This window comes from Sphingopyxis italica, assembly GCF_011926545.1.
Taxonomy (GTDB): Bacteria; Pseudomonadota; Alphaproteobacteria; order Sphingomonadales; family Sphingomonadaceae; genus Sphingopyxis; species Sphingopyxis italica.
Genome location: NZ_JAATIT010000003.1, coordinates 107633 through 132051 on the forward strand (window position 1 = coordinate 107633; position 24419 = coordinate 132051).

21 protein-coding genes and 1 tRNA gene are annotated in these 24419 nt (G+C 63.0%); 7 read left to right on the forward strand and 15 right to left on the reverse strand.

What is annotated here, in order from left to right; translation table 11 throughout:
- Nucleotides 1-5: 5 nt before the first annotated feature.
- The gene (locus GGR90_RS11730) at nt 6-422 is read right to left on the reverse strand and encodes an ester cyclase (RefSeq protein ID WP_167921652.1); all 417 of its coding nucleotides are present in this window, start codon (nt 420-422) and stop codon (nt 6-8) included.
- Between the two features lie 116 nt (nt 423-538).
- Nucleotides 539-2818, reverse strand: a complete 2280-nt coding sequence (locus tag GGR90_RS11735; RefSeq protein WP_167921653.1) for a TonB-dependent receptor — start codon at nt 2816-2818, stop codon at nt 539-541.
- 268 nt (nt 2819-3086) lie between these two features.
- Between GGR90_RS11735 and GGR90_RS11740 the strand changes: the two genes are divergently transcribed.
- Nucleotides 3087-4094 (forward strand): AraC family transcriptional regulator ligand-binding domain-containing protein, encoded by a 1008-nt coding sequence (locus GGR90_RS11740; RefSeq protein ID WP_167921654.1) that lies wholly within the window; start codon nt 3087-3089, stop codon nt 4092-4094.
- On the opposite strand, the gene GGR90_RS11745 is transcribed toward GGR90_RS11740, so the two are convergent.
- Nucleotides 4091-5311, reverse strand: coding sequence for an alpha-hydroxy acid oxidase (locus GGR90_RS11745; protein WP_167921655.1), 1221 nt, complete (start codon nt 5309-5311; stop codon nt 4091-4093). The two genes, GGR90_RS11740 and GGR90_RS11745, sit on opposite strands and share 4 nt — an antisense overlap.
- Nucleotides 5312-5349: 38 nt before the next feature.
- Complete coding sequence (locus tag GGR90_RS11750) at nt 5350-6600, reverse strand: cytochrome P450 (RefSeq protein WP_167921656.1); 1251 nt, start codon at nt 6598-6600, stop codon at nt 5350-5352.
- Nucleotides 6601-6853: 253 nt separating this feature from the next.
- Here GGR90_RS11750 and GGR90_RS11755 point away from each other — a divergent pair, with 253 nt between their 5' ends.
- Together GGR90_RS11755 and GGR90_RS11760 are read left to right on the forward strand one after the other, a co-directional pair.
- Entirely contained in the window at nt 6854-7561 is a 708-nt protein-coding gene (locus GGR90_RS11755; RefSeq protein WP_167921657.1) for an ester cyclase, read from the forward strand.
- Nucleotides 7561-8607, forward strand: coding sequence for an aldo/keto reductase (locus GGR90_RS11760; protein ID WP_167921658.1), 1047 nt, complete (start codon nt 7561-7563; stop codon nt 8605-8607). The genes GGR90_RS11755 and GGR90_RS11760 overlap by 1 nt, the downstream gene beginning before the upstream one ends.
- A 288-nt stretch (nt 8608-8895) precedes the next feature.
- Here GGR90_RS11760 and GGR90_RS11765 read toward each other — a convergent pair whose 3' ends face one another.
- The 11 genes from GGR90_RS11765 to GGR90_RS11815 all read right to left on the reverse strand — a co-directional run bounded on the left by GGR90_RS11765 (nt 8896) and on the right by GGR90_RS11815 (nt 19871).
- The gene (locus GGR90_RS11765) at nt 8896-10050 is read right to left on the reverse strand and encodes an XRE family transcriptional regulator (protein WP_167921659.1); all 1155 of its coding nucleotides are present in this window, start codon (nt 10048-10050) and stop codon (nt 8896-8898) included.
- A gap of 14 nt (nt 10051-10064) precedes the next feature.
- Complete coding sequence (locus GGR90_RS11770; protein WP_167921660.1) at nt 10065-10790, reverse strand: hypothetical protein; 726 nt, start codon at nt 10788-10790, stop codon at nt 10065-10067.
- 144 nt (nt 10791-10934) lie between these two features.
- The gene (locus GGR90_RS11775; protein ID WP_167921661.1) at nt 10935-12260 is read right to left on the reverse strand and encodes a tyrosine-type recombinase/integrase; all 1326 of its coding nucleotides are present in this window, start codon (nt 12258-12260) and stop codon (nt 10935-10937) included.
- A 190-nt stretch (nt 12261-12450) separates the two neighbouring features.
- Nucleotides 12451-12527: transfer RNA gene (locus GGR90_RS11780), tRNA-Met, on the reverse strand.
- A gap of 61 nt (nt 12528-12588) precedes the next feature.
- Nucleotides 12589-13074, reverse strand: a complete 486-nt coding sequence (locus GGR90_RS11785; RefSeq protein ID WP_167921662.1) for a 2'-5' RNA ligase family protein — start codon at nt 13072-13074, stop codon at nt 12589-12591.
- A gap of 230 nt (nt 13075-13304) precedes the next feature.
- Entirely contained in the window at nt 13305-14057 is a 753-nt protein-coding gene (locus GGR90_RS11790; protein WP_167921663.1) for an alpha/beta fold hydrolase, read from the reverse strand.
- Between the two features lie 26 nt (nt 14058-14083).
- On the reverse strand, nt 14084-15022 hold the full coding sequence (mltG, locus tag GGR90_RS11795) for an endolytic transglycosylase MltG (RefSeq protein ID WP_167921664.1): 939 nt from the start codon (nt 15020-15022) through the stop codon (nt 14084-14086).
- 124 nt (nt 15023-15146) lie between these two features.
- Entirely contained in the window at nt 15147-16409 is a 1263-nt protein-coding gene (gene fabF / locus GGR90_RS11800; protein ID WP_167921665.1) for a beta-ketoacyl-ACP synthase II, read from the reverse strand.
- Nucleotides 16410-16593: 184 nt separating this feature from the next.
- Nucleotides 16594-16830, reverse strand: coding sequence for an acyl carrier protein (locus GGR90_RS11805; RefSeq protein WP_003039428.1), 237 nt, complete (start codon nt 16828-16830; stop codon nt 16594-16596).
- A 215-nt stretch (nt 16831-17045) separates the two neighbouring features.
- Entirely contained in the window at nt 17046-18800 is a 1755-nt protein-coding gene (locus tag GGR90_RS11810; RefSeq protein WP_167921666.1) for a tetratricopeptide repeat protein, read from the reverse strand.
- A gap of 564 nt (nt 18801-19364) precedes the next feature.
- A complete protein-coding gene (locus GGR90_RS11815; protein WP_167921667.1) occupies nt 19365-19871 on the reverse strand; it encodes a DUF3617 domain-containing protein in 507 nt (168 codons plus the stop codon).
- An 88-nt stretch (nt 19872-19959) separates the two neighbouring features.
- Between GGR90_RS11815 and uvrB the strand changes: the two genes are divergently transcribed.
- The 4 genes from uvrB to GGR90_RS11835 all read left to right on the forward strand — a co-directional run bounded on the left by uvrB (nt 19960) and on the right by GGR90_RS11835 (nt 24328).
- The gene (gene uvrB, locus GGR90_RS11820) at nt 19960-22146 is read left to right on the forward strand and encodes an excinuclease ABC subunit UvrB (protein WP_167921668.1); all 2187 of its coding nucleotides are present in this window, start codon (nt 19960-19962) and stop codon (nt 22144-22146) included.
- 99 nt (nt 22147-22245) lie between these two features.
- Nucleotides 22246-22500 (forward strand): type II toxin-antitoxin system HicA family toxin, encoded by a 255-nt coding sequence (locus GGR90_RS11825; RefSeq protein WP_167921669.1) that lies wholly within the window; start codon nt 22246-22248, stop codon nt 22498-22500.
- Nucleotides 22497-22721 carry a type II toxin-antitoxin system HicB family antitoxin gene (locus GGR90_RS11830; protein ID WP_381449531.1) on the forward strand — a complete coding sequence of 75 codons (225 nt, stop codon included), beginning with the start codon at nt 22497-22499 and terminating at the stop codon, nt 22719-22721. Before GGR90_RS11825 ends, GGR90_RS11830 begins: the two co-directional genes overlap by 4 nt.
- 98 nt (nt 22722-22819) lie before the next feature.
- Entirely contained in the window at nt 22820-24328 is a 1509-nt protein-coding gene (locus GGR90_RS11835; RefSeq protein ID WP_167921670.1) for a S10 family peptidase, read from the forward strand.
- Nucleotides 24329-24419 lie beyond the last annotated feature (91 nt).

Below are 24419 nucleotides of genomic sequence, written 5' to 3' on the forward strand. Positions count from 1 at the left end.
CGTGGTCACCCGGGGATCGCTTCGAGCTGCTGCAGTACGGGAATGGCGTCCCAGATGCTGCGCTCCAGGACGATCTTGCCGTCCTCGTTCCAACCCATAACGGTCACGCCGCGCGTTTTGGTGACCTTGCCCTTCGCATCGACGCCGAGAAAGTCGCCGGCATGCTTGGTTTCCCACGTCCATTGAAACGATCCGAGGCGATCGTCGCCGACATAATCGAACACGTCGAACTTATTGTAGCTGAGGGCCGGATCCTCGATGATGAAGCCCTCAAAAAAGGAACGCAGCGCCGGCAGATCGTTGTTGATCCGCAGATCGAAATTGACGTCCTCGAACTGGAACTCGGGGGCATAGAGCGTCATCAGCTCGTCGGTCCCACCGGCGAAAAGGCCGATCCAGTATTGCGCCCATTGCTTGTTCATTGCGTATCTCCGTGGCTCGGTCTCATGTCGCGATGCGCGACGGCACCGCACTCGCCGATCATCTCAAAAATGTCCGTCCCCGGCAAAGACTGTCGGGGACGGCCAGTTGGGAGAGATCAGAAGTTGAACCGCCCTTCCACGCCGAGATGGCGGGTTTCAGCGCGCGACGTGAGCTGGAACACGCCGAGCAGCGGAAGGACCGAGCGGTTGTATTTTTCGTTGAAGATATTCTTGCCGAAGATCGACAGGCTCCACCGGTCTGCTTTCGCAAGCGTCAGACGCGCATCCACGAGATCAACCGGGCTGCGCCGCGATCCCGGTGTATTGATGACGTCCCACCAGATCGAGCCGATCCGCGTATATTCGACGCGCGGTGTCAGCATCAGATCATTGCCGAGCTCGAAATCGTGCGTGATCCCGGCATTGAGGTTATATTTGGCGGCGTTGGGCGCCCGGTTGCCGACATATGCGGGGTTCGCAGCGAAGGCGCGCACCTTGCCGTCAGTATAACCATAAGCGCCGAAGATCTGCGGCCCGCCGGGTATGCGCCAGTTGAAGTCCACCTCGAAACCGCGCAGGCGAACCTTGTCGATCGACGTCGTCGTCTGGAGACCGGCCGACGGGAAGAACTCGAACTGTTGAGCGCCCGACACATTGGTGGTGAAAGCGGCGAGATTGAGGCTTAGCGAGCGATCGAACAAGCGCAGCTTCGTGCCGACTTCCCAAGAGGTCGATTTCTCGGGCTCGAACTGGTCCTGGACGAAGACCTGAGCGCCGGGAGGCGCAACGGCGAGAAGCGCGGCGCGGCTGCCGAGCGGGTTGAAGCCGCCGCTCTTGAAGCCCTTGCCGTAGCTCGCATAGACGCTGCCCGTCCGGCCGAGATCATAGGAAATGCTCGCCTTCGGCTCGAATTCCTTGAAGGTTTCCGATGCCTGACAGTCGGCGAGCGTGGTGCCGGGACCCCGCGCCTGGATGCACAGATTGTAGTTGGCGCCGGTCACCGGATTGATTGCATCGGGTGCGAGTTCGACGACGCTGCGCTTCTCGATGTCGTAGCGGCCGGCGAGGTTCAGGTGCAGCTGGTCGGTTACGTCGAACTGGACGCTCGCGAACGGTGCGAAGCTCTCGGTCTTGTAGGACTGGCGCGCATAGGACACGGTCGCACCGATGATCGGATCGCCCGGGGCGTCGATACCGTCCGAAGGCGGCACGACACCGACGAGGTCCTGATTGAGCTCGCTTATCTGGCCGCGCTTGAAGTTGAGGTAGTAGAGACCGACCTGCCAACGAAAGCGCTGATCGCTCGCAGAGGTCAGTCGCAGTTCCTGCGAGAAATTGCGGTCGCGATACTTGTAGCCCTGGACCGTAGCGCCGGGCGAACCCGAGTCTGCCAGATACGGCGGCGAGTCCCCGCCGAAGAACTGGTAGAGCTTGTCGGCTGCAGTCACCGAGGTGATCGTCGCCCAGCCCATGTCATAATCGATCTTGAGCGACCCGGCGACGAGCCACTCGTCGAGTTGCCCCTCGACGTTCGTCACGAACGGCAGGTCGGTGCGGTCGGCATCGAGCTCGTTCACCGGGATCCCGCCGATCGGAAGACCGACGAACTGCGACTGGAGCGCGGTCGAACCGCCCTTCGTATCGTGCCCGCTGAGCTTGAAATCCACCGTCAGCCCGTCGGCGGGCTCCCAATAGAGCCGCGCCTGCCCGAGCACGGTGCGCAGACGATAGGGCTTCTCGCCCGTCGTGATGTTGGTGAAAGGCCCGTCGGTATCGCGGAAAGACGCCGCGAGACCGAAGCCGAGCGTGTCGGTCAGCGGACCGCTGACCTCTGCCTGCGCGCGGGCCGTGTTCCAGCTGCCATAACCTGCCAGGAAGGATCCGCCGAGTTCCTCGCGCGGCAATTTGGTGGTGACAACGATCGCGCCGGCCGCGGCATTTCGGCCGTAAATCGCGCTCTGCGGACCTTTCAGAACCTCGATCTGCTGGATGTTGAACAGATCCTGGTTGAATTGCTTGAGACTCGACAGCTGGACGCCGTCGATCACGACGGCGACGTTCGGGTCGGAGTTGCGGACCGAGGTCTGGCCGCGAATGTTGGTGAAACTGTCGCCGGTCGCCTCGTCGATGAAGGTCACATTCGGCGTAGAAATCAGATAGTCCTGCGGCCGGACGATGCCCTTGGCGGCGATATCCTCATCGGTCGTGACCGAGACCGCGATCGGCACCTGGCTCAGATTTTCGTTCCGCTTCGTCGCCGTCACGATGATGTCCGTCGGATCGCTGGTTTCCCCGACCGGTGCCGGCTCGGTTTGAGCCATCGCCGGTGCGGCCGTCAGTGCCATGCCGACGACCCAGGCCGCCGACGCACGAAAAAGATAACCCCTGGTGCGCATCAATCCTCTCCTCCATTATGGCATCATCGGCCTTTGCGGCGCTATCTGCCTTCGTCGCAGCGTGCATCGGGTATCGGGGCGGCAAACGACAGGGCGCGGCGTGCCAAGGAAAAGCCGTTCGGGACAAAGCGACACGTTCGGCATGGAATGAGAGGCCAGGCAGGCCTTTCGTGACATAGGCGTCCGATTGGCCTAGTCATCCGATCCATAAAATAACGACGAGGGTCGGGTGACTGATACGGAATCAAAGTCGGGTTTGACAGGTTGGGTGCTCGCGATCGTGAGAGCGATGCACGCGAGCGGCATTGATCCCGACAAGGTGCTGAGCGACATCGGCATGGATCCAGCGCGGCTCGAAGGCGGCTATGGGCGCTACTCGCAGGAACAGATCAGCATGCTTTGGCGCAAGGCGGTTGCGCTGAGCGATTCCGATTTCGCGCTCCGCGTCGCAGCCGAGGTTCGGCCATCGACTTTCCATGTCGTGGGGTATGCGATGAGCTGCTCGGCGACCCTCTCGCGCGCGCTTCACAGATTCGCCTTCTATTGCCGGCTCATTTCGGATTCGGCGACCGCGACACTCACCGAATCTGGCGAGCAGGTCACATTGTCTATCTTCTTCGACACCGGCGGTGAGCCGCCCATCTATCAAACGGTCGACACGGTGCTCGCCTCGGTCCTTGGCTATCTTCGCTGGATTGCCGGCATCGAAATCAAGCCGGTCTCGGTCAGCCTCGCCCATCCCAAGCCTCGTCAGGGCGATGGTCTCGAAGCGTTTTTTGGTTGCCCCGTATCCTATGGCCAACCCGAGGATTCGATCGTCTTCGCGCGCTCCGATCTTGACCGCCCGATCCTCGTGGCTGACGAAGAACTGGCCTCGCTGCTCGATGGCGTCGCCAACCGCTATCTCGAGACGCGCATGGCCGGACGGTTTGCGGTTCGTGTCCGCGATGCCCTCATTGCCCGCATGCCCGACGGAATGGTCCGCAAGAGCGACATTGCCAAGAGCCTGCACATGACCGAGCGAACCCTGCTCCGGCGGCTGAAGGACGAGGGTACGACCTTTTCGGACGTGCTCGACCGTGTGCGTCTGCAGCTCGCCTTTCAATATTTGAAGCGAAGCGACCTCGTCATCCGCGATATCGCCTATATGCTCGGCTTCTCCGACGAGGGGACATTCTCGCGCGCGTTCAAGCGATGGACGGGCCGCCGGCCAAGCGTGGTTGCCCAGATGAAAGCCGACGAGATCGTCGAAGTCGCCCGCAAGCTCGATATCTAGGCTTGCCGCAGCGCGGGACCGGACCGCTCGATGTCGTACGCTTCGGCCTCGTTCGCGAGAAATGCAGGCGCTGCTCCCGCAAGCCGCACATGCTCGCGGCTGACTTCCGCGAGCGTTGCGCATCCGATCAGCGCCATCGTTCGCAGCGTCTCCTGCTTTATCCCTCCGAGCCAGCGCTCAACCCCGGCCGTGCCGAAAGCGGAAAGGGCATAGAGATAGGGCCGGCCGGTCATGCAGGCGTGCGCGCCCATCGCGATGGCTTTGACGATATGGCTCCCCCGGCGGACGCCGCCATCGAGGATCACCTCAACCCGATCGCCTACCGCGTCGACGATGTCAGCCACGATGTCGATCATGGCGGCGCCGCCGTCGAGTTGCCGGCCGCCATGGTTGGAAATGATGACCGCGCTCGCGCCCGCGTCGGCCGCGCGAAGCGCGTCGTCGGCGCATTGAAGGCCCTTGATCGCGAAAGGGCCGCCCCAATAGGCCGCGATCTTTGCGATCCGCTCCCAGCTGATGTGCGATTCCATCTTCGAGGCGAAGAAAGCAGCGAGCGTCGACAGGTCGCCGCCGCCGTCCGCGGTCACGTTGGGGAGCGAGAATTTACCGCCACCGAGATAGCCGAGGCACCAGCCCGGCCGCGTCGCGAAGGAGGCAAGCGAGGTCGGGGTGAGCCGCGGCGGTACCGTGAGACCCGAGCGAAGGTCCCGCTCGCGATTACCCGCGACGATCGTATCGACCGTCAGGCACAGCGCGTCGAAACCCGCCGCCTTGCAACGATCGATGCTGGCAAAATTGAGGGCGTCGTCGGCGAGGAGATAAAGCTGGTAGATTTTCGGGCCGGCACTGATCGCGCCGATTTCCTCGATCGAGGCGGTCGCCATCGTCGAGAGCGCATAACCGCAGCCAGCATCTGAGGCCGCTATCGCCACGCCCTGCTCGCCATCGGGATGAAACATGCGGCTCATGCCCGTGGGCGCAAGGATGAGCGGCCACTCGAGGTCGCAGCCCAGAACGCGGGTTGCAGCGCTGACCCGCGTCACGTCCGCCATGTAGCGCGGAACTAGGTCGTAACGATCGAAGGAGGCCACGTTCGCCGCGGCCGTCTTCTCGTCATCTGCCGCCCCGCAGATGTAATCGAAAAGCGGCCGCGGCAGGCGGCGCCGCGCGGCGTCCTCATAGTCAGCGGTGCCGTAGCATTGCGCCAGCCTTGGCATATTGCCCACTCCCCTGTTCGGACCCGCGCGAGCCTCGCTCAGCCGCGCGCCCGAAAGCGAACCTTGAGGTGATGCGGCCCCCGCGCGAAGTAGGAGTCGAGCCACTCCACCTCGTCCGACACAGGCTCAAGGAGTTCGAAGCGCTGGAAGACGGTTTCGAGAGCCGATCGCGCTTCCATGCGCGAGAGATAATTGCCGAGGCAGAAATGCGGCCCCTGCCCGAAGGACATCAGTGGGAAAGCGATCTTGCGATCGATATCGAAGACTTCGGGATCGGCGAACTTGCTCTCGTCGCGGTTCGCCGAGGCGAGCAGCGGCATGACAGTCGAGCCCTTCGGAATCTTGACTCCGCCAAGCTCGGTATCCTCCATGGTGTGACGGAAGATGATCTGGACCGGCGGATTGTAGCGCAGCACTTCCTCGATCAGCGCTGGGATCAGCTCGGGATTGGCGCGGACCCGTGCATAGACTTCTGGATGGCGCTTCAGTTCCACCAGCGTCGTGCCGAGCAGGTTTGTGGTCGTCTCGACGCCGCCGATGAGGAGGAGGATCGACATCTGGATGACTTCGATCCGTGACATCTTCTCTCCGTCGATCTCGGCGACGATGAACTGCGAGATCAGATCGTCCTGCGGATCGGCCGCGCGCTCGTCGTAGAGATCTTCGAAAAAGGCCCGCACCTTGTCCGAGCTGTCCTGGATTTCGGCAAGCCGCTCGGGACCATAGGCGGCGCGGTTCGCGGCGGCGAGGATGTTGTCGACCCAGACCTTGAACTCGGCGCGCCGCGCCGTCGGCACGCCAAGGACCTGCGCGATGACGGTGACGGGATAGAGCGCACAGAAATCTGTCGCGAAATCGAACTCGCCTTCAACGCCATGCTTGGCGATGATGTCGTCGATCAGCTCGTTGGCAACCTCATAGGTGCGGTCGACGAGAATCTTGATCTTGGAGGGCACGAACGCCTTGTTCGCGAGCTTGCGAAGATGGACGTGGCCCGGCGGGTCCATCGAGATCATCGGCGGGACTTCGGGAACCGGGTCATATTCGCCGAGCAGCGCCGGCCAGAACATCGAGCTGCTGTAGAGCTTGCCGTTCTTCAGCAGCGTGTCGACATCTTCGTAGCGCGCGACGCCGAAGGCCTGGAGCGAAGGCAACCAGGTCACGGGATCATCGCGGCGCAGCTTGGCGTAAAAGGGATAGGGCTCGTGCTTCACCACGGGGTCGAGCGGGTCGTAGACCCGTTCGTCACCGCCCGTGTCGTCGCTCCGATTGAGGAGGGTCTCGCTCATAAATCTCTCCGCATGCGGGACGGCGCGCCGCGCCATCCTCTTTCTGGTTGATGGGAAGCCTATGGGCAGCAAGCGCCGCCCCGAAGGGCCAGCCGTGCCACGAAAAAGCAGAGGGTGCCAAAGATTTGGACCTGCTGGCACGTTCGGCCTCGCCGTGACCCCTTCTGCCGTGGCAAAGACCATATAGCAGGATAATTTGCCGGCACTGAGAACGGGCTAAGCCCGCACGATTCCGGACGAGAGAGGAAGACACATGCATTTTCTATATGCCGCCCACGTCACCGACGAACATCTGACGCCCGACCAGCAGCGCGTGCTCCGCGGCATTCGCTCGCCGACCATGGCGACGGGCGTCGATACGCCTTCGCACAATAGCCGGGCGAAGGACTTCAACAGTGCGCAGGACTGGGTCACCGCATTCTTCGACAAGGGCGCCGAGGAAGTGCTCGGCTATTATGCCGACGACTTCGTCTGGGAAGATATCGAGTTCATGCAGACGATCACCACCAAGGAGGATCTCTACAAGGCGTTCGTCGTCTTCAACAATTCGGGGCCGGACTCGCCGTTTGGCGTCCACAAGTTCGAAGTGCTGAGCTACGATGGCGATCGCTGTCCTCGCCAGCACGCCCAGACGCGCAAGGGCCCGACGCCCGGCGAGTTCCCCGAGGACGTCTATCGCCGCTACGCCGACAATATCTTTCTCGGCGCCGATTTCGAATATGACGAATGGGGCTATATGCAGTGGATATGGAAAGCCACGCATAACGAGGATTTCTTCGGCATCCCCGCCGCCGGCAAGACAACCTATACGCGCGGCACGACCACGCAATTCTACCGCGACGGCAAGATCGTGCGCTGCCGCACCCACTGGAACTTCCGCGAGTTCGCGATGCAGCTCGGCGTGATCCCCAATCCCGATGAAGCCTGGCGAAACAACCCGGGCCTCGGCGAGCAGGCCTGATGCGCTACCGCCTGCTCGGGAAGAGCGGCCTGCGCGTGTCGCAGGTCGCGCTCGGCACCATGACCTTCGGGACCGCGGCAGACTGGTCGCGGCCCGAAGAGGAGTGCCGACCGGTGTTCGACGCCTTCGTCGAGGCAGGCGGTAATTTCATCGACACGGCCAACATGTACACCGGGGGCGAGAGCGAGCGGATCGTCGGGCGGATGGTCGCACCCGACCGCGACCGGTTCGTGATCGCGAGCAAATATGCCAACGCCGTGCCCGGCGGCGGCGACCCCAATGCCGCAGGCATGCACCGCAAGAGCCTCACACGCTCGCTAGATGCCAGCCTGAAGCGTCTCGGCGTCGACTATATCGACCTCTATTTCGTGCATTGGTGGGACTTCACCACGCCTGTCGAAGAGGTGCAGCGCGCCCTCGATGATGCGGTCAGCGCCGGTAAGATCCTGCACATAGGCTTGTCTGACGTTCCTGCCTGGGTGGTCTCGCGTGCACAAGCTTTCCACGATTTGCGCGGACTGGTGCCGGTAAGTGCGATGCAGCTCGAGTATAGCCTCGTCCAGCGCTCGATCGAGCGCGAGCATCTGCCGCTCGCCCAAGCGCACGATATCGCCGTCACCGCCTGGTCGCCGCTGGCCGGCGGGATTCTCTCTGGCAAATATACGCGCGGGACGGCGGGCGACGGCAATAATCGCATGGACAGCATGCAGCTCCAGCCCCTGGACGAACGCAATCGCGAGATCGCCTTGGCGCTCGACAAGATTGCGGACGGACTCGGAGCCACCTCGGGGCAAGTCGCGCTTGCCTGGATGATGGCGCGCGGCGTCATCCCGATCGTCGGCGCAACCCGTGCGGAGCAGCTGACGGAAAATCTGAGGGCGGTGGAGCTCGTCCTGAGCGACGAGAAACTGGCAGACCTCGACGCTGCCAGCGCGTTCGACGCCGGTCATCCTTACAGCATGCTCGAATGGGATATGCCTATGGCGCTAGGCTATGGCGGCATGTTCGATCAGATTGACATCCCACGCTTTCCAGGCCGCCGCTGACCGGCAATCTCTCCGAACGCATTGCCGCTAATGGATGCTGAATTTGTTCCAAGACGCGCTGCTATCGCTTCTTCCCAAGTGCGGGCGCAGAGGCCGGTTGCAAAAAAGGCGGCCTAAAAGGCCGCCAGGTTTGTGATGAAGGAGCCCCTTCATCGGGTCGCGTCGTGCGACATACTCATTTGCGATCCGGTGGCGATAAAAATAGACAACCACTTGCTCGAATAATGCTCGAGTGATGCTGCAGCGCAACACGTAGTATCTCTGGATACTTTATGCCCTACCGCCGGGCTATTTGTGATCGTCCCGAATATCGGCATGGAGCCTTATGGGTACAACGCGCTGGTCGAGGTAGCCATGGTCGAGACCAGCAATCGCCTCAACGTCACGCAGGTTCAGGCTGAGCGACGCTTCGATCTGAGAGCGGCTGTGGACCCCATGCTCGACGAGCATGCGCAGACCCTCACCAAGCACCGTCGGACGATTGACCGGAAACATGTCGTCGAGCGGTTCGACCTTTCGGATCCGCTGCGCGTTCATCTGCCGAAACAAATAGGAATATTGGTTCTCCGACAAGATACCGAGATCGCGGCTTCGATATGCCATCGCCGCGATCGCAACGCCCCATCGGCTTTTGAGCGATTTGAAATAGGCGAGCGAACTGCCAAGCACCTCGCGGCTGAAGCTTTCGCGGGGAAGCAGGAAGGCGCTTGCGAAGCGGTTGGCCTGCTTCTCGATCATGTCGAGATTGGCACCGCTCACTTCGACGTCGGGATGCAACGCTAGGTGACCGAGTTCGTGCGCGAGATTGAAAAGATCGCGCGGACCGCTGACGACTTCCTCCGATAGCAGCACGATGGGACGGCCGCCGATCCAGCAGCTGACAGCATCCATGTCCTGGCAGCGCACGGGCTCGCGGACGATGAGAATACCGTTCTGCTCCATGATGGCGGCAAGGCCGCGGATCGGACCACGGCCAAGTCCCCAATGATCGCGCAGCGATTCGGCAGCACGTTCGATATCGTCCTCATCGCCGCGCTCGAGATCGAATTCGAAGTCCGGGAAGTTCACTGCCGGAAGATCAATAAAGCGCTCGAGGAGCATGCCAATATCGCCAGCCCACTGCATGCGGCGTACGATACGCCGGCGCTGCTGCTGCTCCATTCTTTTCAGGCTGCGAAAAAAGGGAGCGCGTGGCTCGCCGGGTCGCGATGGCACATTCGTGAAAAAGGATATCGGCTGACCGGTCTCGGCAATTATCCGGCTCATCGTCTCGCCGCCCGGCGAGGTCTGGCCGGTCTCGAACTGCGCGACCGCCTGCCGACTGACGCCAATCGCGTCAGCAAAGCTCTCCCCTGACAGCCCACGCGCTTCGCGGGCTTCCCTTATCCGTTCCGGAATCGGTTTTGCTCCGACCGAGGTCGGAGCGTCCTTGTCTTTGCTCATGTCGTCACCGGTAATCAGGAGCCTTCGTCGGCACCAGAGCCTTCATCGTCGCGGCGCAATTCTTCTTCGATATGCTCGCGAAAGCGCAGTACCACCGAGGGAGCGGTAGCCTCCGGCGCCTCGACCGGATATTCGAACGCCGGGCCGAGGCGATTGAGGACGTTCGTGCGCGCCAGCCAGCTGTTACGGCCGGCCTCGGGCATACCCCAGCACAAGTGGGTGAGATCACGCCCCTCGGCCCCAAACGTCAGCCAAGCGTACATCTCGGTCTCCGAGGGCGCACGGAACGGCACGACTACAGGGTCGGGTTCGAACATGTCGAGCTGGTTGCTGAGGCGCTGGTCCTGGCGCGTCGGCGTTTCTTCGGGAAAAGCCACGGGACCATCGGTCCGGCAGATGTGCGCGCGATACACCCCCGAACGAAGCTCGACCCAATGCCCCCCGCCCAGCGGCATGCGCGTCATCTCGGAATCGAACGGGAGATCCCCTGCCCGGCAGCTTTGGTGGACATTGAAGAGCACTGCGGCGCGGCGAATATGGCCGCGAATATCGCTCCCGATCAGTGAATTGAGGAACGGCTCGTTGGCCATCACGTCGCCGGCAAGCATGATCGCCTGCGCAACGCAGCGAGCAAGCGCCGCATCGGCGTCCGGGGGAAAGGCCTCATCGAGTTGTTCCTGGAACGACGGCATGCAATGTCCTTCTACGAGCTTCTGCAAGCTGTTTCCCGAATCTTTCATCTCGCGTCAAGTCAATTCTTGAATCGCCAACAACGGTTGAAACGAGCCACTCGGAGCTGCGTCTTGACGATCGATGGCAACCTCTTCCGCTCGCCGCGTCTGGAAAGAGACGCTGTCGCAGCGCCGTCTGCGTGTGCGAAGCGCCTAATATCGACCAATGGTGGTTCGGGAACGCTGCCAAAACACCTCGCGCCCCACGACCAAAGGTTGGGGCCTCGACGGCGGGACATTGCGTTGGGCGATCCTTGTTTGCTTTGCGATGGCCGGAAGTTGCTTGCCGCCATCTTCGGCGCCCTTCCCGTCGAGATGATTGGCCCAATCCTCCAGCATGCGGCGGCGGGGCGAGAGGTAGAGCGCGCTGTTGTATGCGCCGCGGACCTCGTCCTCATCAACATGGGCGAGCGCCATTTCGATCCAGTCAGGCCGATAGCATTCGGCCTCATTGGCCCACGTCGACCCAAGACCCCGGAATCCGTGAACCGTCTGTTTCCCGAGATAGCCCATGCGATAGCAGGCATAGATCATCGTGTTTTCCGAAATCGGCTGGCCCGGCTTTTCGCCGGGAAAGACGTAGCGATCGTTCGATATGCGCTTGCGGCGCAGCAACATCTCGGAGACTTGCGCGGACAGCGGCACCAGATGTTCGCGCTCCATCTTCATGCGCTCGGGCGAAATGCGCCACAGCGCGTTTTCGGTTCCAAGATCCTCGAACTCGTCCCACTCGCAAAAGCGCGTCTCGCTCGTCCGTGCCCAGGTCAGCAAAGTGAACAGCATCGCATCGCGCGTCGTCTCGCGCCGACGGCTATCCGCTTCACCATCATAGTTCCGGATCGCGGTCACCAGTCCGGGAAGCTCGGCGAGCGATACCCTCGCCCGGTGCCGGACTTTGGGCTTGGGCCTCAGCGCATCGTTGAGACTGAGCGTCGGATCGGTCTCCGCCCAGCCGCTCGCAATCGCGAACCGGAACACCTGGCTGATGCCCTGCTTGAGCCGCCGGCTGATGTCGAGCGCGCCGCGTGCCTCGACCGCACGGATCACGTCCAAAACCTCCGGTGCATCGATCTCATCGATCGGCCGCGCGCCCAGAGCCGGAAAGGCGTCTCGCTCCATGCGCCGGATGACGCGGCTGGCATGGGCGGCATCCAGGCTTTCGGCACGATTGGCGTGCCATGCCCGTGCGATGGGCTCGAACGTCGTCGGTGCGTCAGGACGGGCAAGCGAGACTGCCGGATCGACGCCTTCCTTGAGCGTCGCCTTTGCGTCTTTTCTTTTCTGCCTCGCGGCGGCGGCGGCAACCTCGGGGTATTTCCCGAAATTCAGCACCTTCTCCTTGCCATCGAAATGATATTTCAGGCGCCAAAGCTTTGTACCGCCCGGTTGTACGAGCAGGTAGAGGCCCTGGCCGTCGAACAGCTTGTAGGGGCGTTTGCGAAGAGTCGCATATTTGATCTCGAGATCGGTCAGCGGCATTTTGGGGCTAGCCTGTAGTTGATACAGGGCGAATCTAGCCCCCATTTTTCGCAAAAATCAAATCGCTGCAGGCGGATTCAGACGGTCGCGAACGGACGCAATCGGCCCGCAGAGGACGCCAGAAATATTTGATTTTATTGCGAAAAAAGACATCGGCGGACGATGACGGACTTTTGTAGATTTTGGGTCTTGGTAGCGGAGGAGGGACTCGAACCCCCGACACGCGGATTATGATTCCGCTGCTCTAACCTGCTGAGCTACTCCGCCCCGAAAGGCCGCCGCATCGGGCGAGCAGCGCCTATAGGCAGGCTCTCCGCGCCGGTCAATATCATCTGTGCAGACCCCGAAAACTGCGCGCGAAGGCGGGCTCCCACGGGCCGCCGCGATAGTGATGCGCCGCGAGTCCCTTGATCGCGAGTGGACGCGAGCGGAAACCGGACGCCAGTTCCGCGAGCAGCGCACGCGCTTCGGCCGCGGCGACCTTGTTCTGCACGGTGATGTGAAGCCGCGGCGTTCCCTGATCCTGCGCGGTCAGCATGCCGGCGAAATGATCGGCTATGCGCGCGCGGATCGCGAGCAGCTCGGGGCTCTCGATGCGGAAGGCGACGCCCTGTCCGAGCGAATAGACCTCGCGCAGCATCGCCGCGGGCGGCGGCGTATCGGCGGCGATGCGGCGGAACAGGCGATCGAGTTCGTCGAGGCACGACGGCGGCAGCTGGTGAAAGAGCGTGATATGCGCCGCGAGATAATTGCGTTCGGGCGGGAAGTGCGCGGCGCGCAGCGCGTCGAAAAAGCGCTGATCCGCCGCGCCCATCGTCGCGGTCGCGATGATGGGCGCGGCGCCAGTGGTCCGGTCGGGAGGGGGGAGGTCCGGGCCATCTGCTTCGAGAGGGGATGGGCGAGGCGGTTTCGGGGGAGATTTGCCATCGTCCACGGGACGCCCTTTCTCGATATCCATCCAATGCGCCGGATCGTTTCGGCGTTCCAATCGATTTATTGCGTCACAATAATCGTGCAAAGCGATGAAATAAAATTATCCACGCTTTAGAGGCTGTTCCAGAAGGCGCGGAGCGCGGCGGCGACCTCGGCCGGACGCTCGGCGATCGCCCAATGCCCCGCCCCTTCGATGATCGTGAGCGGCGTGCCGGTGTTCGCGGCATAGCTGCGCGCGACCGACAGTTCGACATAGGGATCGCCCTCGCCCCAGATCAGCGCGCCGTTCGCGGGCAGTTTCGGGATGTCCAGCGCCCAGTCGTGCGCGAAGCTCAGCCCCCTCGCCGAGCGATAGAGTTTGAGGATCGCGCGGCGCTTGTCCTTGTTCTTCCACTGTTCGGCCTCTTCGCGCGCGATGTCGGCGGGCATGCCCTGCACCGCGAGCCCCTCGGCGAGCTTGTCGGCCTTGCTCAGCGCCATGAAGATTTCGCCGAGGATCGGCGTGTTCCAGATGCGCGCGATGCGGTGGCCGCGATAGTCGGGATCGATAACCGCGTTCGAGATCGCCCAGCTGCGGATCAGGTCGGGGCGCAACATCGCAACGCGCTGCGCGATCAGCGCGCCCCAGTCATGCCCGACGATGTCGATCGGGCCGTGCGCGGCGACCAGGGCCTCGGCTTCTCCCACCGCCCAGTCGGCATAGGCTTCCTTGGTCGCGGCAAAGCCGGCGGGCAGCGGCGCCGTGAAGCCCGGAAGCGCGGGGACCGCGACGGGGGTGTCGCCGAGGTCGAGTTCGGTCAGGAGCGGCCGCCAGATCGCCGGGCTGTCGGGGACGCCGTGGATGAAGAGTTTCGCGGTGGTCATCGAATCTCCCATTTCGCTTGGAACTGCTATTCCATCTCGCCCCGCTGGCGGCGGAGCGCATACCATTTCTGGACGTTCGCATTATGCTCCGACAGCGTCCGCGCAAAGACGTGGCTGCCGTCGCCCTGCGCGACGAAGAAGAGATAATCGTTCGCCTCGGGGTCGAGCACGGCGGCGATCGACGCCTTGCCCGGGTTGGCGATCGGCCCCTTGGGCAGCCCGGCCATGCTGTAGGTGTTATATCCGTTCACCGCCTGGATTTCGGAGCGCAATATGCGCCTTCCGAGCGGCTTGCCCTTGGTGACCGGGTAGATGATCGTCGGATCGGCCTGGAGCCGCATCCCGACGCCGAGGCGGTTGGTGTAGACGCCCGCGACGGTGCGGCGCTCGGCCGCGACGGCGGTTTCCTTCTCGACGATCGACGCGAGCGTGATCGCTTCGTTGCGGTTCTTGACCGCGGTACGCGGGGTGCGCTTGGTCCACAGCTCGGCGAACGCCTTGTCCATCGCCGCCTGCATCCGCTTCACGACCGCGGCGCGGGTCTCGCCGGTGGTGAAGGCATAGGAGTCGGGCAATATGCTGCCTTCGGCGGGCACCGGAATTTCGCCCTTAAGGCGCGGCTCGGCCATCAGCCTTTCCCACACCATGATCGAGGGCATGCCTTCGGGGATCATCACGAGCCGCTGGATCGTCTTGCCCGACTGGAACAGCGCGAGGATGTCGCCCGCGTCCATCCCCTTTTCGATCTTGTATTCGCCGGGCTTGATCGGCTCGTCCGAGCCGAAGAAGCGCGCCTGATTGCGAAAGCTCGATGCCGAGACGAGCCCGGCGTCCTCGAGAATCTCTCCCGCCTTCGCGATGCTCGCACCCTGCGGGATGACGACCTCGGCATCCTTCGGCGCCCCCGAACAGGCGGCGAGCAGCAGGGCGAGCAAGGTGGCCAGCAGGAGGCGCCCGATTGTCATGGAGCTCGCATCCAAACCCGTTCGTGCTGAGCTTGTCGAAGCACTGTTCTTTCTTTCCACGTCGGAGAGGAGAAGGACGGCCCTTCGACAAGCTCAGGGCGAACGGAAGTCGGTGAGCGGCGCGTCAGTCCTCGACGGCTTTCACGATCAGGCTGGCGTTGGTGCCGCCGAAGCCGAAGCTGTTGTTGAGCGCGGCCTTGACCTTGCGCTTCTTGGCGACCTTCGGGACGAGGTCGGCGCCCTCGGTGCCCTCGTCGGGATTGTCGAGGTTGAGCGTCGGCGGCACGATCTGGTCGCGGATCGCGAGGATGCAGAAGATCGTCTCGACCGCGCCCGCGCCGCCGAGCAGATGGCCGATCGCCGACTTGGTCGAGCTCATCGAGACATTGGACATCGCGTCGCCGAACAGGCGCTTCACCGCGCCGAGTTCGATCGTGTCGGCCATCGTCGAAGTGCCATGCGCGTTGATATAGTCGATGTCGGCGGGGGTCATGCCCGCCTTTTTGAGCGCCGCCGCCATCGAACGGTACGCGCCGTCCATTTCGGGATCGGGCGCGGTAACGTGATAGGCGTCGCCCGACAGGCCGTAACCGACGACCTCGGCGTAGATCTTGGCGCCGCGCGCCTTGGCATGCTCATATTCCTCGAGCACGACGACGCCCGCGCCCTCGCCCATCACAAAGCCGTCGCGGTCCTTGTCATAGGGACGGCTCGCCTGTTCGGGGCGGTCATTATAGCTCATGTTGAGCGCGCGCGCCTGCGCGAAGCCGGCGATGCCGATCGGGCAGATCGTCGCCTCGGCGCCGCCTGCGAGCATGATGTCCGCATCGTCGTCCCTGATCATCCGCGCCGCATCGCCGATCGAATGCGCGCCGGTCGAGCAGGCGGTGACGACGGCGTGGTTCGGCCCTTTCAGGCCATATTTGATGCTGACCTGGCCCGAGATAAGGTTGATCAGGCGGCCGTGGACGAAGTGCGGGCTGACGCGGCTCGGCCCCTTTTCGGCGAGCAGCAGGCTTTCGCTCTCGATGCCCGGCAGACCGCCGATGCCCGAGCCGATCGAGCAGCCGGCGCGCACCTTCTGTTCTTCGGTCAGGTCGGTCAGCCCAGCGTCTTCGAGCGCCTGCCCCGCGGCGTCGATGCCGAAGATGATGAAGGGATCGACCTGGCGCTGGACCTTGTGATCGACGCGCTTGCCGGGATCGAAGCCATATTCATGGTCGGGACCCTTCACTTCGCACGCGATCGTGCATTTCTGGTCCGACGCGTCGAAATGGGTGATCGTACCCGCGCCCGATTTGCCCGCGATCAGATTGGCCCATGTGGTTTCCACATCGGCGCCCAGCGGCGTCACCAAACCCAAACCCGTCACCACAACCCGGCGCATAGTCATTCCTTTCATCGGCCCCTGCCCCCGCAGGGTGCCGCGTCATTATCCTCGGCGCGCTTCTAAAGGAGCCGCGCGCATAAAAAAAGCTTCCCGGCCACTGCGCGCGAACGCTCGGGGCCGGGAAGCCGGAAACGCGTGGGCGGCGTCGCCGCCGCGTCCGGCCACGCCGGACAGAGCCATATTAGCCCTTGTTCGCTTCGATATAGTCGATCGCGTCCTTGACGGTGGCGATCTTTTCCGCCGCGTCGTCGGGGATTTCGACGCCGAATTCTTCTTCGAACGCCATCACCAGTTCGACGATGTCGAGGCTGTCGGCGCCCAGATCGTCGATGAAGCTCGCTTCCTCGGTAACCTTGTCGGCTTCGACGCCCAGATGTTCGACGACGATCTTTTTAACCTTTTCGGCCGAATCGCTCATGCACAGTTCCTTTTTTCTGACTATGTCGTGAATGTTGAAAATTGCCCTAGTGCCCGAGGGCGGGACTGGCAAGAGGGCTGGCATCGGCCGGCCGCTCTTCCGCAGCGATAGGCCGAATGCGTCCCTTTCCGCCCCCTCGGCACCTGCGTGCGGAAATAGGGGGTGGTGTCGCCGCATTCAAGGTCGAACCGAACCGTTCGCCGCGTTTGGCCGCTTTATGGCGCGGTCTCGGTGGGCACGACGCCTGAATCGCGCAGCGCCGCCGAGGCGCGCTGGATCACCGCGGGGGTGATCATGAAACGGCCGAGCACGGTTTCGGGCGCCGCGTCGGCCGGCTGGCGCGTATAGGCGAGCAGGCGCTGCCACTGCGCACGCGCCGCGGCTACATCGCCCTGCCGTGCGAGCACGACCGCGCGCACCATCATATATTGCGGCTCCATATTGCTCGGCGACGGCATTTGATCGAGGATCCGGTCCGCCTCTTCCAGCTCGCCGCGCTGCGACAGGACGAAGGCCAGGGTGACCGCCGGGACGCCGGGATAGGAGGCGTCGAGTTGCAGCGAGCGGCGGAGCAGCGCCTCGCCTTCGTCGGCCTGCCCGCACGTCAGCTTGAACAGACCGAGGAAGCCCGCCATGTCGGCGTCATAGGGGTTGAGCGCGAGCGCCGCTTCGCCCATCGCATTGCCGCCGGCGCAATTGCCCGAATAGAAATTGGCGCGCGCCATCGCGAACAGCCCCGCCGCCGAATTGGGGCTGCTTTCATAGGAGCGCAGCGCGAGCGCGCGCGCTTCGCCGAGCGCCTCGCGGCCCGCCGGCATCAACCGCTGCGGCTGCCAGTCGCCATAGCGCACGAGCGACAGCGCGGTCAGCGCAACCGGATCGCGCGGATTCGCCTCGATCGTCGCGCGCAGGCAGGTATCGACCCGCTTCGCCGACGCGGCATTGCGCATCTGGCGCATCCGGTTGAACTGCGCGAGGCACGGAAAGCCCGCCGCGAAATTGTCGGGCTGGCGCTGAATCTGGTCGCGCACGATCACGCCATAATCGCCGGCGAGCTGGGCGATCAGCGGTTCGATCGCGGTGAATTCGGGGGTTTCGTCGCTGGTCAGGCGCATCTGCTGCGACCAGATCGCGCGCTGGTCGGCGACGCGGTTGAGGACGAGCGTGACATCGGTGTCGCCTTCGACCGTGCGTACCAGCGAGGTATCGAGCCGATAATCGCCCGCGCGCGCCGTCGCGCCGCCCGGCGCCTTCGCACTCAGGAGATCGACCAGTTCGAAGCGCCGCAGCCCGTCGCGCAGCTTGCCGTCGAGCGCGCGCGCCAGCGCCCGCGACTGCGGCGAATTGCCCGCAAGCGGCGGCCTGACTTCGAGCAGCGGAGCGGGCACCGGGTCGCCGACGAACAACCGGCTGGAACCGCCCCGGAGCGTCCACAGGGTGAAAAGCGCGAGCGCCATGAGGATGAGCACGACGAGCCACCGGCCGAACCGCGACCCGCGATCACCGGGCCGCGAGCGCGCGCGCGGATCGGCGGGCGCCGCCGGAACGGTTGCGGCCTTGACGTCATCATCGCCCGCCTGATCGCCGGCCGATCGCGCCGACGGCGGCGCCGAGCGATATTGAACGACGACCTCATAGCTGCCCTGCGGCACGCGCAGGCGGTGAACCCAGGGGGTGTCGGCATAATAGCGGTCGAGCAGGCTGCGCAGCCGCCCGACCATGACGCGCGGATAGCTGTCGACGGCGGGATCGAAATCTTCGCTGCGCCCCAGCGCCTCGGTGGCGATCGCATAGGCCTTGGGCGAGCTGCGGCCGCCGCGCAGGCGATGCTGGACGAGGAATTGCAGCAGCCGCGACAACACCGGCGAACGGGTGAACATCGGGGAGCCGAGCAGCGTCTCGAGCTCTTGGGCGATGATCCGGTCGACCTCGGCCCGATCCTGTGTCTCGTTCGCTTTCGCCTGGTCCATGCTACCCTCGAATACCCCTGACGGGCGGTGCGGTAGATACGCCAATCGGCCCGCGCAGCCACCCTTTGTTACTTTGACGTAACGGTAACACGGCAACCTTGGTCCATATCAGAAGAAAATCGCCGCGCCAATCCGCAAGGAAAAACGCGAAATCAGGTTAAGGATTGGTTATCAACCGGCAACATTGCGCGATGTGACCCCTTGTAACTGCCGGATATGGGAAACTCTGGCATCATTTCCGGCGTCGCGGCATTCCTACGATGACGCGGTGTGAAGCCAAAAGGCGAAGGGTGCGAGCTGGTCCCTGGCATCTTTCGATCCCCCTCAGGCTTCATTTCAAGACTTCGCCGGGCGGCCCGACAGCCCCACCTGTTCTGCTGCCCGGCAAGTCGACCTCCCGCTTCCTTCACCACCTTTCCGGTCCGCGGCGACAAGCGCCGTGGGCGCGTTGCCGGCTTCTGGCGGACGGATTAAACGGCCCTCCCCTTGCCGGCGCCGCCAAAAGGAAGGGGCGCCAGTTTGCACTGACGCCCCTGTCATTCGTTTCGAAAAAAGCGCGGGCGCTCAAGTCGTCGTCGCGGCCTTGCACGGGCCGGTGTGGGTCTGGGTCATCTGCATGACCATTTCCATGTCGCCGCCGGTCGGAACCTTGCCCTTGGTCGTGATCGTCACGTCGGTCTTCTTCGCCGCCATCGTGCCGGTCATCGCCATATCGACGGTCTGGCCGTTCTGCATGCAGGTGCCGGCGACGTCGATCTTGCCGCCCCCGACCTCCTTCTTCGACCATTTGCATTCGCCGCCGCCCTTGGCGAGCTCGGCCGCGACATCTTCCTTGTCGACCTGCTCCTGCGTGAGGCACTGGTCCATGCCGCTGGCGCCTTCCATCATCTGCGTCATCTGGGTCTTCATCTCGGGCGCCATGCCCGGAACTTCGAACTTTACCAGCTTGACGTCGGTTTTCCAGTTGCCGGCCTCGCGCTTCGCCGTGCCGCCGGCATTTTCGCCCTTGCCGCTGCAACCCGCCACCGCGACCAGCGCGCCGATGGCGGCGACCGTCAGAAATTTCTTCATACCCTGTCTCCTGTGCCTATACCGTTAGGGGGCGTTCTTCTGTTTATTGCGATTGTGGACCCGCCCCATCGATACCATATTGGCAGCGATGGCAATCCAGATTCGCACCTCGCTCGACGAAATCGACACCGCCGAAGGCTATGTCCCCCATCGCCCCGCCCGCCCCGACAAGGTCGAAGGCGGCAAGCGATTCGAACTGGTTAGCGACTATGAGCCCGCGGGCGACCAGCCGACCGCGATCGAGGAACTCGTGTCGACCGCGCAGGGCGGCGAACGCGACCAGGTACTGCTCGGCGTCACCGGTTCGGGCAAGACCTTCACCATGGCGAAGGTGATCGACGAGTTGCAGCGCCCCGCCCTCATCCTCGCCCCGAACAAGATCCTCGCGGCGCAGCTCTATGGCGAGTTCAAGAGCTTCTTCCCGAACAATGCGGTCGAATATTTCGTCAGCTATTACGACTATTACCAGCCCGAGGCCTATGTCCCGCGGTCGGACACCTATATCGAGAAGGAAAGTTCGGTAAACGAGGCGATCGACCGGATGCGCCATTCCGCGACGCGCGCGCTGCTCGAACGCGACGATGTCATCATCGTCGCGTCGGTGTCGTGCCTCTATGGCATCGGCTCGGTCGAAACCTATTCGGCGATGATCTTCGACCTCAAGAAAGGCCAGGTCGCCGACAATCGCGAGATCATCCGCAAGCTCGTCGCACTCCAGTACAAGCGCAACGATCAGGCGTTCGCGCGCGGCAATTTCCGCGTGCGTGGGGATTCTCTGGAAATCTTCCCGTCGCACTATGAGGATATGGCGTGGCGCGTCAGCTTCTTCGGCGACGAGATCGAGGAGATCACCGAGTTCGACCCGCTGACCGGCAAGAAGATCGCGAACCTCAATTCGGTCCGCATCTATGCCAACAGCCACTATGTGACCCCCGGACCGACGCTGAAACAAGCGAGCGAGGCGATCCGGCACGAACTCGCCGAGCGCCTCAAGGAGCTCGAAGCGGAGGGCCGGCTGCTCGAAGCCCAGCGGCTCGAACAGCGAACCAATTTCGACCTCGAGATGATCGCCGCCACCGGAAGCTGCGCGGGGATCGAGAATTACAGCCGCTTCCTCACCGGTCGCCTGCCCGGCGAGCCGCCGCCGACCTTGTTCGAATATCTCCCCGACAACGCGCTGCTCTTCGTCGACGAGAGCCACCAGACGATTCCGCAGATCGGCGCGATGTCGAAGGGCGATCACCGCCGCAAGATCACGCTCGCCGAATATGGCTTTCGCCTGCCGAGCTGCATCGACAACCGGCCGCTGCGCTTCGCCGAATGGGATTTGATGCGCCCGCAGACGGTCAGCGTCTCGGCGACGCCGGGGACGTGGGAGATGGACCGCACGCAGGGCGTCTTCGCCGAACAGGTGATCCGCCCCACCGGCCTGATCGACCCGCCGGTCGAGATCAAGCCCGTCGAGGAGCAGGTCGACGACCTGATCGTCGAGGCGAAAAAGACCGCCGCGGCGGGATACCGCACCCTCGTCACCACGCTGACCAAGCGCATGGCCGAGGATCTCACCGAATTCCTCCACGAAGCCGGGCTGAAGGTCCGCTACATGCACTCGGACGTCGAGACGCTCGAGCGTATCGAGATCATCCGCGATCTGCGGCTCGGGGTATTCGACGTGCTGATCGGGATCAACCTGCTCCGCGAAGGGCTCGACATTCCCGAATGCGGGCTCGTTGCGATCCTCGATGCCGACAAGGAAGGCTTTCTGCGCAGCGAGACCAGCCTCGTGCAGACGATCGGCCGCGCCGCGCGCAACGTCGACGGCCGCGTCATCCTCTACGCCGACCGCATCACCGGCAGTATGGAGCGCGCAATGCGCGAGACCGACCGACGCCGCGAAAAGCAGGAGGCGTACAACACCGAGCACGGCATCACCCCGACGACGATCAAGCGTAACATCGGCGACATCATCGCGCATGTCGCGTCGAAGGATCAGGTGACGATCGACATCGGCGACGACAAGCCCGCGCACATGGTCGGGCACAATCTGCGCGCCTATATCCAGGACCTCGAAAAGAAGATGCGCGATGCGGCGGCGGATTTGGAGTTCGAGGAAGCTGGACGCTTGCGCGATGAAATCCGCAAGCTGGAGGCCGACGAGCTGGGGTTGCCCGCCGATCAGCAAGTAGCGCCGCGCGTCGGCCGCTCGAACGAGGGCAAGCCGGGCACGCGCAAGGGCCGTTTTGGGAAGCAGAGCAAGACGAAGTGGGGGCGATGAAATTCCGTTTGCAATGAAAAAATGTTGGTCGATTTCCATCGACACTGATTCAAATGTGCTTCCAATAGGGAACTCCGATTCGTGTTGTTGGAGTGCCCGATGGTCAAACCTTCAAAACTGTTTGTTCTGCTGCTCGAAAATTCGAACCGCGATGTCGCATTTCGCGATTTTCTCGCGTTGATCGTCGCGCTCGGGTTCGTTCATTCGCGAACGAAAGGCAGTCATCAAAGCTTTGTGCATAAAAAATGTCCGAAACTGCTGGTGGTCCAACCGAAGGGCAAGGATGCAAAGCGCTACCAAGTTCGCGAATTGCTTGATATGATCGAGGAGTATGGCCTAGCCTTGGACGAATGATGCAGCACCGCTATCACATCAATGTGTTCTGGTATCCCGACGACAATTGCTGGGTTGCCGACGTGCCTGACCTGAAGCCTTGCTCGGCGCATGGTGACACGCCGTCCGAAGCAATTGCCGAGGCCGAAATCGCTATCGAACTTTGGCTGGAGACGGCGAAGGAAAATGGTCTTCCCGTTCCGCCGCCGCGTTATCGCCCCGCGATCTACGCCGCCGCCTGAACCCCCGCTTCGACAAAAGCCCTTTTGTAACCGACAAGTAACCTTGCCGCCTCCGCGCGCACTGCATAGGGTCGCCCCGCAATCGGGGAGATATATCTATGAAATCGGGTTTGTCGCTTATCGCCTTGGCGCTCGCCTTCACCGCGCCCGTCGCGCTTCACGCGCAGGACAAGGCCGATGACAAGGCGAGGGCCGAAAAGCCCGTCGCCGACTATGAGCCGCAGGTCCGCACGACCAAGCTCAGCGGCACCTTCGGCGGCCAGCGGATCAACTATGCCGCGACGATCGGCGAGACGATCATCAAGAACAAGGACGGCGTGCCCGAAGTCGCGGTCGTCACGACCTCCTATATCAAGGAACCGCGCGATCCGAACCGGCCGATCACCTTCCTGTTCAACGGCGGCCCCGGATCGGGCACCGTCTGGCTGATGATGGGCGCATTCGGGCCGAAGCGCGTCGCGATCCCCGGCAATGGCACCGACGACGGCGCCCCGCCCTACCCGATCGTCGACAATCCCGATGCGTTGATGGACGTCACCGACGTGGTCTTCATCGATCCGCCGGGCACCGGTTTCTCACACCTGATCGGCAAGGCCGACCCGAAGGATTATTATGGGGTTACGCAGGACGCGAAGCTGGTCGCCGAGGTCATCCGCCGCTGGCTGAACGATAACGGCCGCTGGAACAGCCCCAAGTTCCTCGGCGGCGAAAGCTATGGCACGACGCGTTCGGCCGCGGTCGCCAACCAGCTGATGAACGAGACATACAACGACGTCGCATTGAACGGCATCATCCTCATTTCGACCGTGCTCGATTTCGCGGCGGGTGCCGACACGCCGGGCAACGAGCTGTCGCCGATCACCAACCTGCCCTCGATGGCGGCGACCGCGCTCTATCATGGCAAGGCGACCGCGCCGTCGGTCGAGCAATTCGTCGAGGAAGCGCGGCAATGGGCGATCGGTCCCTATGCAACGGCGCTGCTCAAGGGCCAAAAATTGGAGGGCGAGGAACGCGCGCAAATCCGCCGCGAGCTGGCGCGCTTCATCGGCCTTTCCGAAACCTATCTCGAAAGCGCCGACCTGCGCGTCACGCCGAGCCGTTTCTACAAGGAGCTGCTGCGCGACCGCGGGCTGACCGTCGGCCGTCTCGACAGCCGCTATACGGGCAAGGATTATGACAGCGCGGGCGAAAGCCCCGACAATGATCCGAGCTTCTATGGCATCGACGCGAGCTATACCGCCGCGATCAACAGCTGGAGCCGCGACGGGCTGGGGTTCAAGACCGACCGCGAATATCAGTCGATCGGGCGCAGCGTCGGCCCCTGGGACTGGCGCATCGGCGGCCGCGACAGCAATTCTTATCTCAACGTCGCGCCCTATATCGGACAGGCGCTGCGCGAGAATTCAGGGCTGCGCGTGCTCGTCGCGCAGGGCTATTATGATTTCGCGACGCCCTTTTTCGCCGCCGAATATGCGCTGTCGCGCACCGGCATCCCGCAGGATCGCATCGCGTATAAATATTATGATGCGGGCCACATGATGTATATCCGCGACGAAGACCGGCATAAATTGTCGGCCGACGTGCGGGCGTTTATCAAGGGTCAGTAGGACGACTGCTAACGACCGATTGCAGGCGTTAATGCTCGTGATGAGATATCCCAGAACCCGCCGTTAACTTAGCATAGGTATAGCTAAGCGA

Coding starts and splice junctions, on each gene's coding strand:
- GGR90_RS11835 (WP_167921670.1), top strand. CDS start 22,820: ATGAAATCGGGTTTGTCGCTTATCGCCTTGGCGCTCGCCTTCACCGCG.
- mltG (WP_167921664.1), bottom strand. CDS start 15,022: ATGACAATCGGGCGCCTCCTGCTGGCCACCTTGCTCGCCCTGCTGCTC.
- uvrB (WP_167921668.1), top strand. CDS start 19,960: ATGGCAATCCAGATTCGCACCTCGCTCGACGAAATCGACACCGCCGAA.
- GGR90_RS11775 (WP_167921661.1), bottom strand. CDS start 12,260: ATGCCGCTGACCGATCTCGAGATCAAATATGCGACTCTTCGCAAACGC.
- GGR90_RS11750 (WP_167921656.1), bottom strand. CDS start 6,600: ATGAGCGAGACCCTCCTCAATCGGAGCGACGACACGGGCGGTGACGAA.
- GGR90_RS11815 (WP_167921667.1), bottom strand. CDS start 19,871: ATGAAGAAATTTCTGACGGTCGCCGCCATCGGCGCGCTGGTCGCGGTG.
- GGR90_RS11790 (WP_167921663.1), bottom strand. CDS start 14,057: ATGACCACCGCGAAACTCTTCATCCACGGCGTCCCCGACAGCCCGGCG.
- GGR90_RS11770 (WP_167921660.1), bottom strand. CDS start 10,790: ATGAAAGATTCGGGAAACAGCTTGCAGAAGCTCGTAGAAGGACATTGC.
- GGR90_RS11745 (WP_167921655.1), bottom strand. CDS start 5,311: ATGCCAAGGCTGGCGCAATGCTACGGCACCGCTGACTATGAGGACGCC.
- GGR90_RS11825 (WP_167921669.1), top strand. CDS start 22,246: ATGGTCAAACCTTCAAAACTGTTTGTTCTGCTGCTCGAAAATTCGAAC.
- GGR90_RS11765 (WP_167921659.1), bottom strand. CDS start 10,050: ATGAGCAAAGACAAGGACGCTCCGACCTCGGTCGGAGCAAAACCGATT.
- GGR90_RS11730 (WP_167921652.1), bottom strand. CDS start 422: ATGAACAAGCAATGGGCGCAATACTGGATCGGCCTTTTCGCCGGTGGG.
- GGR90_RS11760 (WP_167921658.1), top strand. CDS start 7,561: ATGCGCTACCGCCTGCTCGGGAAGAGCGGCCTGCGCGTGTCGCAGGTC.
- GGR90_RS11830 (WP_381449531.1), top strand. CDS start 22,497: ATGATGCAGCACCGCTATCACATCAATGTGTTCTGGTATCCCGACGAC.
- GGR90_RS11735 (WP_167921653.1), bottom strand. CDS start 2,818: ATGCGCACCAGGGGTTATCTTTTTCGTGCGTCGGCGGCCTGGGTCGTC.
- GGR90_RS11755 (WP_167921657.1), top strand. CDS start 6,854: ATGCATTTTCTATATGCCGCCCACGTCACCGACGAACATCTGACGCCC.
- GGR90_RS11810 (WP_167921666.1), bottom strand. CDS start 18,800: ATGGACCAGGCGAAAGCGAACGAGACACAGGATCGGGCCGAGGTCGAC.
- GGR90_RS11785 (WP_167921662.1), bottom strand. CDS start 13,074: ATGGGCGCGGCGGATCAGCGCTTTTTCGACGCGCTGCGCGCCGCGCAC.
- GGR90_RS11805 (WP_003039428.1), bottom strand. CDS start 16,830: ATGAGCGATTCGGCCGAAAAGGTTAAAAAGATCGTCGTCGAACATCTG.
- fabF (WP_167921665.1), bottom strand. CDS start 16,409: ATGCGCCGGGTTGTGGTGACGGGTTTGGGTTTGGTGACGCCGCTGGGC.